The sequence below is a fragment of the Verrucosispora sp. WMMD573 genome (assembly GCF_027497175.1).
Lineage (GTDB): Bacteria > Actinomycetota > Actinomycetes > Mycobacteriales > Micromonosporaceae > Micromonospora.
Genome location: NZ_CP114901.1, coordinates 82828 through 95225, shown reverse-complemented (window position 1 = coordinate 95225; position 12398 = coordinate 82828). Strand labels below are relative to the sequence as shown.

The following is a 12398-nucleotide window of genomic DNA, read 5'->3' as shown; positions in this document are numbered from 1 at the left end:
GTCAACCAGAGTGAGGTTGCCGTTGCACTCGGGGTCAGCCGCACCCCTGTGCGCCGCGCCCTGGCCCGGTTGGAGGGGGAAGGACTTGTGAGCGCCGGCCCTCGAGGATGGCACGCCGAAGGCTTCGACGCCGAGCGCATGACCGCTGTCTTCGAGATCCGCGCCGTGCTGGAGGGGCTGGCCTGCCGGCTCGCCGCCAGCAAGGTTGGCCGCGCCGAACTGGCCCGGCTCCGGGTGCTCTTCGAAGATGCGTACGAGCACCTCACGGCGACCGGAGCGGCTGAGGCGTACTACCAGGCCGATGTGGCGTTCCACCGGGCCCTGTTGGAGTTGGCTGGCGAGCCCCTGCTCAGCCGGACGGCCGAAGTGCACCGAATCCTCACTACCAGCCTCGCACCCGGCCTTTATCGCGATCCGCACGAGACGCACCCGGAGCACCTGGCAATCATCGAGGCGCTCGGTGACGGTGACGCCGACCGGGCCGAGGACCTGGCTCGGTCGCACATCCGGGCGGCCGTGCCGAACATTCGTAGCGGCACCGTCGTGGTGCCCGCCATCGGCCCGTCCTGAGTCGCGACCGGTCGTCGGCGACGGGCCATGATCGGCCGGCTCCGGCTTTCCGGACCGGCACGTCATGGCTAGCTCTAGGTTGTCTTCTGCATCTATTGACGTCGATGGTATTCAGTGTATTCAATGGATGCATCACACCACCTACCGTCCCGAATGCAAGGAGAGAAGGGCATGGTACGAACCACCAGGCTGGCGGCGCGCACGATGGTAGCGATCGCAGCTGCAGCTTTGCTCGGTTCGTCGCTGGCGGTGCCAGCGGCTGCCGCCGCACCAGCGTTGAACTTCGGCTGTGAGCGGATTGCGTGGAGTTCAGACGGCAACTACCACGACCGCGACGACATCGGCGCCTCGTCGATGGCGCTGGCGCTGCTCGCTGAGAAGGGTCAGCAGTCGCGGCTGGTGCACTGGGACTACAACTCTCACCTCGGTAGCTCCAACGCGAGCTGGGAGCGAGACATGAAGACCGCGACCGAAGGGACTGGTGGCCAGTTCGGGTACAACGTGAGCGGAATCTTCCGGGATAGCCAGGCCAATCTGAACGGCGCGGTGACCAGTCTGCGGTCAGCGGTCAACGCCTCGACGGCTGGCAGCCGGCTGTGTCTGGTGGGAGCAGGCCCGATGGGGGTGATTTACCGGGCGTTGCAGGGTTCGAACACGGCGGTGCACCAGCACGTCACGCTGATTTCGCACTCGGCTTGGAACAACAACCACGACGACGACGACAACAGGTGGAACCTGGCCGATATTCGCCGCGACTTCCCGCAGGTCAAGTACAAGAGGATCCCGGATCAGAACGCCGGGCTGGGCACCGGTGGTGGTGAGGAGAAGTGGGCCTGGATGGCCAACAACTCCGACCAGCGGTTGCGCTACGTGCACAACGTGGTCAACAACATCATGAACAAGAAGGGAGACGTCTCTGACTCGGGGATGATGTACTACATCATCACCGGCGACGACGCCGGCAACGCCAACAAGCTGCGCACCTTCCTCACCTAATTCGATCTTGATCCTCGGGGTCTTGGGGAACCCGGGGAGTCACGGAACAGCCCTTGGTCGATGAGCTTCTTGTCCAGACAAGATCATCATCGGCCGAGGGCTGTTCTTGTGTCAGTGTGTATGACCGTCCGTCCGGCTGACATCGTCGGGCTGGCTGGTTCCGGCGAGAGTTCTATGAGTGTTTCACGATGTCGATGTCACGCACGGACGGCGGGTCAGAGCCGCGTCGTCCGTCAGCGGTCAGCTTGCGAATGACCTTTGGCTGCTCTTTCAGTTGCCACTGACGACCGGCCGACAGGACTTCGCCGAGATCGGCTGGCGGTGCATGATCGACATCATCGCTCGCATGGACGGCACGGACCTGTGGCCGACGGGGCTGACCAACCCTGAGCTGATCGTCCGACGCGGTACGGTACGGGCCCCGGTTACTTCAAGAAGGCCTGGTGACGGCGTGTGTGTACCGGGTGCATCCCGATTCGCCGTCGAACGGTTTGGAGCACGTAGCAGGCGGACTGGACGTGTGGCACCGTGAGCGGTCCTGCGATGACAGACGTCGCCCGCCTCGTCGGCGTCTCCTGCCAAACGGTGTCCCGGGTGCTCAACGGGCATCCTCACGTCCGCGAGCAGACCCGGCAGCGTCGGTGAACAGCCCAATGGCGATCCGCGGCTCTCCAGGCGGGAGGCCGCGGGAACCGCGTTGTCGGGGGCTGGCGGGTTGGTGATCTGGGTGTGTTGCTCTTGGCTTCGGCTTGGCTGAGGTCGGAGCACCTGTTTCGGTCTCGCCGGCGTGGTGGCTTTGCGGTTTGCGGGTGCGGCTCAGTCGGGCAGGGTTTCGATCGGTTGGCCGGTGAGCGTGGCGATGAGGTCGAAGTCTTTGTCGACGGCCAGGACGGTCAGTGCGGTTTTTTCGGCGGTGGCGGCGATCAGTAGGTCGGGGATGGAGGGGGCGCGGTGTTGGCCGCGGTCGGCGAGCAGCATCTGTACGTCCAGTGCCCGGTCCTCGATGGCGGGTGTGAGGTGTTCGATCGGCATGAGTGACAGCGGTGGGGCGGCGAATTGTCGGCGTCCGGCTTCTCCGGAGCGCGCCGTGTGGCCGTGTTGGAGGCGTGCGTAGGCGGACTTGTCGATCAGCCAGTTCGTCACCGCCACGCGGCCTCCATCACTGTGGGGTCGGCGAGGTCGGCGAAGGTCTCTGCGGATCGTTGCCAGTCCTCGGTGGTGACGGTCCGGTCGCCGGCGGGGGTGATGTTCTCCTCGAACTTGCGGCGTAGGTACTCGTTGCGGGACCAGGTGAATGGCAGTACACCACCGCCCGGCCCGGCAACGGCGGAAGCGCAGGCGGCGGCGCTGCTGAAACATGGTCGGAGTTCACCAGCGTTGGGCTGCCTCGATGGAGCAATTTCCTATCTCCGGCCTCCTCGCCGACACGCCCTTCGCCGTACCCGCCTGGCGGCTGGTCGAACGACCCGCGCTACGACTCAAGACCGAAAGCATGCGTGCCGGGTCCGGCGCTGCTGCCGACACTGATCAGGTTGAGCAGTTGGCGGAGACGGTGCCGACGGAGCGCCACGGATAACTTGTCCACCGGGTCGTAATCGGTCTTGTTGGCGTCTTACTGCCTACACGTACCGGACGCTCCCTGTCCGAGAGTTGGCGTTCGAAGTCACCACTTGTCTGGTGCTTCGTCGGGCGAGGGCTGCACACCTGGGCTCACCTTAGGTATGCCTAAATCTAAGAATGTCATTGATAAAGATCGCGAAAATTGTTAGAAACCGCAGGTCAGAGCCATGTGGTGGAGCGCGCCCGGCAGGATTCGAACCTGCGGCCTTGGGATTAGAAGTCCCCTGCTCTATCCGCTGAGCTACGGGCGCAACGTGGTATCGCGCGAGAAGGGTACCGCCGCCCGGCCGCTGTCCGGTGAAACGGGTGGTCAGGCCGGGCGTAGCGGCCGGGTGTCGACGAGGGTCAGGCGTCCGCGGGGGAGTGGCTTGCCCTTGGTTGCTCCTCCTCGGTCGAGGGCCGGGGCTGCGGCGGGGTCGGGCGGCTCGTCGTCGGCCCGGCGCCGAGGAAGGCTTCGGCCCACCGACCGACCTCGGCGAAGACCTTCTCGCGTACGGCGGGGCCGGAGAGGGTGAGGTCGTGCAGACCGCCGTCGAAGCGGGACACGGTGACGTGCTGGCCGAGCCGGGGAGCCCAGCGGACCATGTGCTCGACGTCGAGGACGGCGTCGGCCAGGGTCGCCGCGTCCTGCCACTTCGTGCCTCGGAACGATCGGGTGGAGCAGGCGAGCAGCACCGGCACCGGGATGTCCAGTCCGGCACGTAGCCGCCGCTGACCGGTGCGGATCGCGTCCAGCCAGCCGGCCCGGACGGGGAAGCCGGCCAGCGGCTTCCAGGCCAGGTCGTACGTCCACTCGCCGCGATGGTCGGCGTGCAGGCTCTCGCCGTACACGGTGCCGATTCCGAACGGAAGGATGCGGTGCGGCGCCCTGCGGCCCAGGCGTGCGACGGCGGCCGCGAGGGGTCGCCGCACGAACCAGGAAGCGTTGAGGTCGAAGAAGGGGCTGTTGAGGAAGAGTCCGTCGACCAGCCCGGCGTCCCGGCGGGCATCGGCCCACAACGAGATGATCAGGCCGCCGGTGGAGTGGCCCATGGCCAGCAGGGTGTCGTGCCCGTCCTCGTCCCGGATGAGCCGTGCGGCGGCGTCCAACTCCGGGAAGTAGTCGCCGAGGTCGCGGCAGAAGTTCGGGGTCTGGTGCGGCAGCAGACTGCGACCGTACTTGCGCAGGTCGAGAGCGTAGAAGTCCCAGCCGCGCGCGGCGAAGAAGTCGGCCACGTGGGTCTGGAAGAAATAGTCGACGAAGCCGTGCACGTAGAGCACGGCGCGTCCGGTGGGCCGCTCCGCCCGGCGGCGGACCAGCGTCGCCACCACCGGACCCTCGTCATCCCTGCCCAGGTCGATGATCTGCCGCTCGTAGGGCGGCCCAAGCACGTCCGGTTCCACCCGCTGACGGTACTGCGGCTGGCTACCGGGCGGTAGCCCCCGCCCGCCCGCACCCGGCGGACGAGGGCTACCTCCTGGTCAATCGCCCACGGCCTCGCGTCCGGACGGCTCATGCGAGGTAGAGGCCCGGCCCCGATCGGGGCCGTACGGCGACACCTGGTCGATCGGCACCGAGCGGTGCTCCCGTCGGGCCGAGGACGAGCCGCCCTCGACCGGGCCGTCGCTGTCCTGGACCAGCCGGGTCTCGCCGCTGCGGCGCATCTCGGGTTGCTGCACGTTGGGCATGTCGTTCACCTCCACGGTGGGCGCGCCGGCCGCCATGTCGATCGGCCGGCTACGCGCTCACCTCTCGTCGGTCGTCCCGGCGCCGGCCAACTCGTCGGTCGGCGCGGCCGGGCCGGGCGGCTCGTTGACCCGCAGGTGCTTGTTGTTGCGCGGCTCCTGCCGGGTCTTCGCATCGTTCAGCTGACGACGCAGGTCGTCGCGGACGTCGTTGAGCGCGGCGTGCAGGTCCTCCTCGGTCGAGGTGGCGACGACCCGCTGCCGCCCGGCGATCCAGCACTCCAGGGTGACCTTCTGACCCTTGGCGTCCCGGTCCTTCACCGACAGCTCCATGTCGGTGGCGTCGGCGTGGAAGCCGGCCAGGCGGGCGTCGAGCGTGGCGAACTGCTCGACGATGCGATTCCGCTCCCGGTCGGAGAAGCCCGCGCCCAGCCGGAGGCACGTGGCCACCGTGGCCGGGTCCTGCACGGCGCTCATCGCCGCACCTGCCCCGTAAGGCGGGTGGAACGGGTGCTGGTCATCATCATGATCGCTGACCTTTCGTTCGACGTCGTGCTCACGGGCGCGGTTGTTCAGATCTCTACCCAGGTCGGCTCCGTCCGGAACGTGACCATTTCCGCTTCCTATTGATCATCGATGGCCGGTCGCCCCGGCGGGCAGGGGCGATCGGCCTACCACATCAGGACCTTGATCAGGCGTTTGTCCACAGGTGGTCCGGTCGTCCACAGGTGCCGCCTCCTGGGCTGTCCGCGAAGGGCGACGGGCGGCAGGCTCAGTGGCGAGTCGACTCGCCGAAGCCACGCCCCGATCCGTAGAAGGAGGGACGATGTTCGATACCTATATGACGATTGTCGGAAATGTTCTTACCGCGCCCGAATGGCGGCGCACCGCCCAGAGCAACACCCTGGTGGCCAACTTCAAGGTCGCCTCGACCGCCCGACGCCTCGACCGGGACAGCGGGCGCTGGGTGGACGGCAACAGCCTGCGGGTCCGCGTCAACTGCTGGCGCAAGCTCGCCGAGGGAGTCGCCGCCTCGGTGATGGTCGGCGACCCGGTGGTGGTCTGCGGCCGGCTCTACACCCGCGACTGGGTCGACGACGCCGGCAACCATCGCACCCTCTACGAGCTGGAGGCCGTCGCGGTCGGTCACGACCTGTCCCGGGGGCGTGGGAGGTTCCTGCGCAACCGGCCCACCCTGGCCACCAGCGCGGTCTCCGACCCAGAGGCGGAGCGGCGGGTGCACGGGGAACCGACCGAGCCGGTACCGGACGACGAGGCACCCGCCCGGCCCGATCATCGCCCGGTCGACGACGACTTCGAACTGGCCGACATGTCCGGCTTCGCTGCCGGTCTCGACGGCAATCTCGATCCAGGTGGGCTCGGCGGGTTCGACCCGGGCTCGACGGGCGGGTCCGAGTCGTCGGGCGACGACCGGCTGCCGTCGGGGGAGTTGGACGACTTCCCCGGCGCTGGCGTCGCCGACGAACTGGCCCCGGTGCCCGCCGAAGCCACCGAGGTCGAGGCCGGGTCGGCGGTGCGCCCGGAGGAATCGGGGGCGGGCGATGCCGCGACCGGGCGTGGTCGTCGAGGGCGCGGACGGCTGCCACAGCCCGTCTGACGAAGCGGAAGCTGGCCACGGCGGCTTTGGTGGCCGGCTCGTGCCTGACGGTGTGCGCCTCGCCAGTGGTGGCAGGTGACCGGCCGGTGACGTGCCCGGTCACCTGCCACCACGGGCGGCGATATTCGGGGCGGCCACGGGCGGGCCGATCGAGGTGCTCAACTCGGCTAGGCTGACGGCCCGGGGGTGACATGCCGTGCGACACGCGGGGGCGGTGGCGAACGCGACGGGACTTGTCGCGGGCTACGCGCTGGACGCGCTGTTCGGGGACCCGCGTCGTGGACACCCGGTGGCCGGGTTCGGCCGGGCCGCCGCCGCCCTGGAACATCGCCTCTACCGCCCTGACCGGCTGGCCGGTGGAGTGTTCGCCGCGCTCTGCGTCGGCGCGCCGGTGGTGATGGGTGTGGCCGCCACCGTCGGCACCCGGCATCGGCCGGTGGCCCGGGCGGCGCTGGTCGCCGCCGGCACCTGGGCGGTGCTGGGTGGGCGTAGCCTGCGGCACGAGGCGAAGGCGATGGGCCGGTCACTGCGCGGTGGTGACCTGCCCGTCGCGCGGCAGCGGCTCGGGCATCTCTGCGGGCGGGATCCGACGCCCCTCGACGAGCCCGAACTCGCACGCGCGACGGTGGAATCGGTGGCGGAGAACACCTCCGACGCGGTTGTCGCCCCACTGGTCTGGGGTGCGGTCGCCGGGCTGCCCGGCCTGCTCGGCTACCGTGCGGCGAACACCCTCGACGCGATGGTGGGCCACCGTAATGTCCGCTACGCCCGCTTCGGTACGCCCGCCGCCCGCCTGGACGACCTGCTCAACCTGGTGCCCGCCCGGCTGACCGGGCTGCTGACCGTGGCGCTGGCACCGGCCGGCAAAGGAGATCGGGAACGTGCCTGGCGGGTGTGGCGGCGGGACCGCGACGACCATCCCAGCCCCAACGCCGGGCAGTGCGAGGCGGCGATGGCCGGGGCGTTGGGCGTACGCCTGGGCGGACGCAACGTGTACTTCGGCCGTACGGAGGTGCGTCCGTTCCTCGGTGACGGTCCACGTCCCGAGGCCCGGCACCTGGCCCGGGCCGCGCGGATCTCCCGGGCGGTCGGGCTGGCGGCGCTCGGTCTCGCCGTGGCGTATCCGTTGACCGTCGGCCGACTGGTCGGCGTCGCTTCCCGCCGGACGCTCCGGACGGTCCGACCCCTGCGGCCGCCTCGACCGCTGCGGCTGCGGAGCGGCCAGTGACCGGTGGGCTGCTGGTGGCCGGGACGACCTCGGACGCCGGCAAGAGTGTGCTCACCGCCGGCATCTGCCGGTGGCTGCACCGCCGAGGTGTGAAGGTCGCGCCCTTCAAGGCGCAGAACATGTCGAACAACTCCGCGGTGGTGCTCGGGCCGGACGGCCGGGGTGGCGAGATCGGCCGGGCACAGGCGATGCAGGCGGCGGCCTGCGGGCTCGCGCCGGACCTGAGATTCAACCCGGTGCTGCTCAAGCCCGGCAGCGACCTGGCCAGTCAGGTGGTGCTGCTCGGCCAGGCCGTCGACACGATCACCGCCGGCACCTTCCGGACCCTGCGTCCCCGGCTCGCCGAGACCGCCTACGCGGCCCTGGCCGAGCTGCGGTCGGAGTACGACGTGGTGATCTGCGAGGGTGCCGGCAGCCCGGCGGAGATCAACCTGCGCGACAGCGACTACGTGAACATGGGGCTGGCCCGGCACGCGCGGCTGCCCACCATCGTCATCGGTGACATCGACCGGGGTGGCGTGTTCGCCGCCATGTTCGGCACCCTCGCCCTGCTCGAACCCGCCGATCAGGCCCTGCTCGCCGGCTTCGTGGTCAACAAGTTTCGGGGTGACCTCGGCCTGCTCGCTCCCGGGCTGGCGATGCTGCGCCAGCTCACCGGTCGCCCGACGTACGGGGTGCTGCCCTGGGCGCTGGACCTGTGGCTCGACGCGGAGGACTCGCTGGCCTACGGCCGGGTGCTCGGTCGCCCGGCCGCTCCGCGCGGCGCCGAGTGGCTCGACGTGGCCGTGCTGCGGCTGCCCCGGATCAGCAACGCCACCGACGTCGAGGCGTTGGCGACGGAGCCGGGGGTGCGGGTGCGGCTGACCGTCGAACCGGCCGAGTTGGCCGCCGCCGACCTGGTGGTGCTACCCGGCTCGAAGTCGACGGTGGCCGACCTGGCCTGGCTTCGCGAGACGGGTCTCGCCGACGCCGTCATCGCGCACGTGGCGGCCGGCCGTCCGGTGCTCGGCATCTGCGGTGGCTACCAGATGCTGGCCCGCGCCATCCACGACCCGGTGGAGAGCCGGCAGGGCACCGTGCCCGGCCTCGGCCTGCTTCCCATCGAGATCACCTTCGATCACCGCAAGACCGTCCGGCCGGCGGCGGGCAGCGCCGAGGGTGACCGTCCGGTCCACGGCTACGAGATCCACCACGGGTACGTCTCGACCGCCGACCCGCAGCTGACCCCGCTGCTGCGGTACACCGGTGGCGCTGGCGAGGGTGCCACGCACGGCGTCGTGCACGGCACCCACTGGCACGGCACGTTCGAGTCCGACGAGTTCCGCCGCTGGTTCCTCACCCGGGCGGCCCGACTCGCCGGACGCACCGGCTTCCGGGTCGCGCCGGACACCTCCTTCGCCGCTGCCCGGGAACGCAGTCTCGACCTGCTCGGCGACCTGGTCGAGGAGCACCTGGACACGGACGCCCTGTGGCGACTCATCGAAGACGGCCCCCCGACCGACCTACCGTTCGTCCCACCCGGGGCACCTTAAGGCAGGGTGCTCGGTCGGCGGACATCGGCGGGACATTCCACTGTGGCACCACCTCGTGAGGATCGACATCCATAGCCGGACCTCGTCGCGGCGCTGGTGCCTGATCGCCGACTGAATCAGTTGCGGACGTCGGCGGGCTGGTCGGAGAAGGGCAGGCCGGCCGACTCCCACGCCTCCACCCCGCCGATCATGTCGGTCGCCCGATGCAGGCCCAGGGCGCGCAGGCTCGCGGCTGCGAGGCTGGAGCTGTACCCCTGTCGGCACATCACGACGATCTCCAGGTCGTACCCGGTGGCCTCGGGTATCCGCCAGTCGCTGGCCGGGTCGAGCCGCCACTCCAGCACCGTCCGGTCGATCACGATGACGCCGGGCAGGTCGCCCTGTTCCCGTCGCTGCGCGTCGGTGCGCGTGTCGATCAGAAGTGCACCCCGGCTCGCGGCCTGCACCGTCTCCTGCGGGGTCAACCGGGCCATACCCGCGCGGGCCTGTTCCAGCAACGCCTCGACACCGGGACTCATCACGGAATGGGACACGCCACGAGCATGCCGTCCGGTGCGCGGGTGCGCGAACCGAAGTGGTCCGGGACAACCCGATCGGTAACGTCGGTGTCCGTGGTGGCGGTCTTCGAGGCGTACGCCGAACTGGCTCGACGGGTGCTGGCGGGGCCGGCCCGGCTGGGGCGTACCCGGCTGGTGGCCATCGACGGGCACAGTGGCGCCGGCAAGACGGTCTTCGCCGCGCGCCTCGCCGACGCCCTCGCCGGTGAGACGCCCGATGCGGCCCGGCCACCGGTGGTGCACACCGACGACCTGCTGGACGGGTGGGACGACCAACTGACCTTCTGGGAGCGGTTGGAGGAGCAGGTGCTGACGCCGGTTCGGGCCGGGCGGGCCGGTGCCTACCGGCGGTACAGCTGGGTGCGGCGACGGTTCCTGCCCACGCCGGTGCCGGTCCCGGTGTCGCCGGCGCTGATCGTGGAGGGGGTAAGCGCGGCCCGGACGACCGCCGTGGCGGACCTGACCCTGGCGGTCTTCGTCACCGCCCCGCAGCCACTGCGGCTGAACCGGGCGGTGGCCCGCGACGGCCCGACCATCCTGCCGGAGCTGCGACGCTGGCATGTCACCGAACGTGCCCACTTCGCCGCCGACCGCACCGAGGCCCGCGCCGATCTGATCGTCGACGGCGCGCCCGCCCTACCGCACGACGCCGAGCGCTACTACTGCCGGCGCGGCTGATCACACCGACCACGCCGCCCGTGCTGGAACGGCCAGACTGCGAATGGCCAGACTGCGAGCGGCTGGACGCGACGGCGGTGGCGTCGTCCCGCGTCCTGCGCCGTCGGAACGGCGTGCTGTGCCGTCGGGTCGCCGTGTAGTGGCCGTCGGGTCGCCGTGCCGCGTCCCGCGCCGCCGCGCTCCGGCCCGTTGGTTCGGGCTGCGGCGGTGGTCCGACCCGCCACGCGGGCCGCGCCCTTCGGTAAGGCCGGCATACGATTCCGGTCATGACCACACCGATCATGACCGAGGCCGACCTGCGGGAGGCCGTCGCGCGGGAGCTGCCCGGCGTACGGGCCGACCTGGAGCGTCTCGTCCGCATTCCCGGCATTGCCTTCGAAGGCTTCGACCACGCCCACGTCGAGCGCTCCGCCGAGGCGGTGGCCGAGTTGCTGCGCGGCTGCGGCCTCGACGTGGAGGTGGCGCGGGCCGGTGGTCAGCCCGCGGTGATCGGCCGGAAGGCGGCACCACCCGGTGCGCCGACGGTGATGCTCTACGCCCACCACGACGTGCAGCCGATCGGCGATGCGAGTTTGTGGGAGTCCGACCCGTTCGAGCCGGTGGAGCGGGACGGCCGGCTGTACGGGCGGGGTGCCGCCGACGACAAGGCCGGCATCATGGCGCACGTTGCGGCGCTGCGCGCGTACGGTGACCGGCTGCCGGTCGGTGTGGTCGTGTTCGTGGAGGGTGAGGAGGAGTACGGCTCCGACTCACTGGAGCGCCTGCTCGCCGAGCACCGGGACAAGCTCGCCGCCGACGTCATCGTGATCGCCGACTCGGGCAACTGGGATGTCGGGGTGCCGGCACTTACCACCTCGTTGCGCGGCATCGTCAACTGCTTCGTCGAGGTACGAACGCTGGACCACGCCGTGCACAGCGGGATGTTCGGCGGCGCCGTCCCGGACGCGCTCACCACCCTGGTCCGGCTGCTCGCCACGCTGCACGACGACGCCGGCAACGTGGCGGTGGCCGGCCTGGTCGGCCGGGAGGCGGCCCGCATCGACTACCCCGAGGACCGGTTCCGGGCCGAGGCCGGGTTGGCCGAGGGCGTGCGGTTGTTCGGCACCGGCCGGATCACCGACCGGCTGTGGACCAAGCCGGCGCTCGCCGTGCTCGGCATCGACGCCCCGGCCACCTGCGAGGCGCCGAACGCGCTGGTTCCGGCGGCCAAGGCCAAGATCAGCGTACGGCTGGCACCGGGCGACGAGCCGAAGCGGGCGTACGCGGCGCTCCGCGCCCACCTGAAGCAGCATGCGCCATGGGGCGCGCAGGTCGAGGTGAGCTTCGAGCACGACGGGGCCCCCTGCGTCATCGACGCCAGCGGCCCGATGTTCGATGCGGCTCGATCGGCCTTCCGTGCCGCCTGGGACGGCACCGAAGCGGTGGAGATCGGCGTCGGCGGCTCCATCCCGTTCATCGCCACCTTCCAGGAGCTGTTCCCGCAGGCGGCGATCCTGGTGACCGGGGTGGAGGACCCGCACGCCCGGGCCCACGGGCCCAACGAGAGCCTGCACCTGGGCGAGTTCGCCCGGGTCTGCCTCGCCGAGGCGTTGCTGCTGGCCAGAGTGGCTGAGGCGGGTCGCGGGTGAACCCGTAACTTCGTACCGACAGTGGCCGTTTCCGGTGTGTCGGGCGCGGGGCTGTTGTAGCCTCTCGAACATGCGTACGAATGAGGTTCTGGCCCGCCTGGAGGCCGCCGTCATCGCTCTGGGGGACGTCGACGTCTCCGCGTGGCCCGACGACACGCTCAAGGAACAGCTCGGCGAGCTGTCCGCCGCCCTGGTCGCTCTGGATGCGTCGCTGTCCCGCATCGCCGACGGTGTCCGTGCCCGCGGGCTGCGCATCGAGGAGCCGGTTCCGGCCTGACGACGCGCCGCCGTCGCCGGGAGGGCCGC

Annotated in this window: 15 protein-coding genes, 1 tRNA gene and 1 pseudogene; 11 read left to right on the top strand and 6 right to left on the bottom strand. The window is 70.3% G+C overall.

What is annotated here, in order from left to right:
- Positions 1 to 138: 138 nt before the first annotated feature.
- The 3 genes and pseudogenes from O7601_RS00450 to O7601_RS00440 all read left to right on the top strand — a co-directional run.
- Entirely contained in the window at positions 139 to 570 is a 432-nt protein-coding gene (locus O7601_RS00450) for an FCD domain-containing protein (RefSeq protein WP_281564340.1), read from the top strand.
- Positions 571 to 741: 171 nt separating this feature from the next.
- Positions 742 to 1566, top strand: a complete 825-nt coding sequence (locus O7601_RS00445; RefSeq protein ID WP_281564339.1) for a hypothetical protein — start codon at positions 742 to 744, stop codon at positions 1564 to 1566.
- Between the two features lie 543 nt (positions 1567 to 2109).
- Positions 2110 to 2205 (top strand): annotated as a pseudogene (locus tag O7601_RS00440) (LacI family DNA-binding transcriptional regulator); the annotation flags it as partial.
- 177 nt (positions 2206 to 2382) lie between these two features.
- Here O7601_RS00440 and O7601_RS00435 read toward each other — a convergent pair.
- Positions 2383 to 2715, bottom strand: coding sequence for a PIN domain-containing protein (locus tag O7601_RS00435; protein ID WP_281564338.1), 333 nt, complete (start codon positions 2713 to 2715; stop codon positions 2383 to 2385).
- A 241-nt stretch (positions 2716 to 2956) separates the two neighbouring features.
- Here O7601_RS00435 and O7601_RS00430 point away from each other — a divergent pair, with 241 nt between their 5' ends.
- Positions 2957 to 3142, top strand: coding sequence for a hypothetical protein (locus O7601_RS00430; protein WP_281564337.1), 186 nt, complete (start codon positions 2957 to 2959; stop codon positions 3140 to 3142).
- A 222-nt stretch (positions 3143 to 3364) separates the two neighbouring features.
- Here the strand turns inward: O7601_RS00430 and O7601_RS00425 are convergent.
- The 4 genes from O7601_RS00425 to O7601_RS00410 form a co-directional block, all read right to left on the bottom strand.
- Positions 3365 to 3437, bottom strand: a tRNA-Arg gene (locus O7601_RS00425).
- Positions 3438 to 3531: 94 nt separating this feature from the next.
- Positions 3532 to 4569 carry an alpha/beta hydrolase gene (locus O7601_RS00420; protein WP_281564336.1) on the bottom strand — a complete coding sequence of 346 codons (1038 nt, stop codon included), beginning with the start codon at positions 4567 to 4569 and terminating at the stop codon, positions 3532 to 3534.
- 78 nt (positions 4570 to 4647) lie between these two features.
- Positions 4648 to 4854, bottom strand: a complete 207-nt coding sequence (locus tag O7601_RS00415) for a hypothetical protein (protein WP_281564335.1) — start codon at positions 4852 to 4854, stop codon at positions 4648 to 4650.
- A 57-nt stretch (positions 4855 to 4911) separates the two neighbouring features.
- The gene (locus O7601_RS00410; protein WP_281564334.1) at positions 4912 to 5328 is read right to left on the bottom strand and encodes an HPF/RaiA family ribosome-associated protein; all 417 of its coding nucleotides are present in this window, start codon (positions 5326 to 5328) and stop codon (positions 4912 to 4914) included.
- 24 nt (positions 5329 to 5352) lie between these two features.
- Here O7601_RS00410 and O7601_RS00405 point away from each other — a divergent pair, with 24 nt between their 5' ends.
- From O7601_RS00405 to O7601_RS00390, 4 genes are all read left to right on the top strand, one after another.
- On the top strand, positions 5353 to 5481 hold the full coding sequence (locus O7601_RS00405; protein ID WP_281564333.1) for a hypothetical protein: 129 nt from the start codon (positions 5353 to 5355) through the stop codon (positions 5479 to 5481).
- Positions 5482 to 5677: 196 nt separating this feature from the next.
- Entirely contained in the window at positions 5678 to 6469 is a 792-nt protein-coding gene (locus tag O7601_RS00400) for a single-stranded DNA-binding protein (RefSeq protein ID WP_281564332.1), read from the top strand.
- Between the two features lie 196 nt (positions 6470 to 6665).
- Positions 6666 to 7697 (top strand): cobalamin biosynthesis protein, encoded by a 1032-nt coding sequence (locus O7601_RS00395; RefSeq protein ID WP_281564331.1) that lies wholly within the window; start codon positions 6666 to 6668, stop codon positions 7695 to 7697.
- Positions 7694 to 9229 carry a cobyric acid synthase gene (locus tag O7601_RS00390; protein WP_281564330.1) on the top strand — a complete coding sequence of 512 codons (1536 nt, stop codon included), beginning with the start codon at positions 7694 to 7696 and terminating at the stop codon, positions 9227 to 9229. The genes O7601_RS00395 and O7601_RS00390 overlap by 4 nt, the downstream gene beginning before the upstream one ends.
- 116 nt (positions 9230 to 9345) lie before the next feature.
- Here the strand turns inward: O7601_RS00390 and O7601_RS00385 are convergent, their stop codons facing one another.
- Positions 9346 to 9747 (bottom strand): rhodanese-like domain-containing protein, encoded by a 402-nt coding sequence (locus O7601_RS00385; protein ID WP_281566745.1) that lies wholly within the window; start codon positions 9745 to 9747, stop codon positions 9346 to 9348.
- Here O7601_RS00385 and O7601_RS00380 point away from each other — a divergent pair.
- The 3 genes from O7601_RS00380 to O7601_RS00370 all read left to right on the top strand — a co-directional run bounded on the left by O7601_RS00380 (position 9682) and on the right by O7601_RS00370 (position 12369).
- A complete protein-coding gene (locus O7601_RS00380) occupies positions 9682 to 10464 on the top strand; it encodes a hypothetical protein (protein WP_281566744.1) in 783 nt (260 codons plus the stop codon). The genes O7601_RS00385 and O7601_RS00380 overlap by 66 nt on opposite strands.
- A gap of 281 nt (positions 10465 to 10745) precedes the next feature.
- Positions 10746 to 12092 carry a dipeptidase gene (locus O7601_RS00375; protein ID WP_281566743.1) on the top strand — a complete coding sequence of 449 codons (1347 nt, stop codon included), beginning with the start codon at positions 10746 to 10748 and terminating at the stop codon, positions 12090 to 12092.
- Between the two features lie 70 nt (positions 12093 to 12162).
- Positions 12163 to 12369, top strand: coding sequence for a hypothetical protein (locus O7601_RS00370; protein ID WP_155220929.1), 207 nt, complete (start codon positions 12163 to 12165; stop codon positions 12367 to 12369).
- The last annotated feature ends 29 nt before the right edge of the window (positions 12370 to 12398 follow it).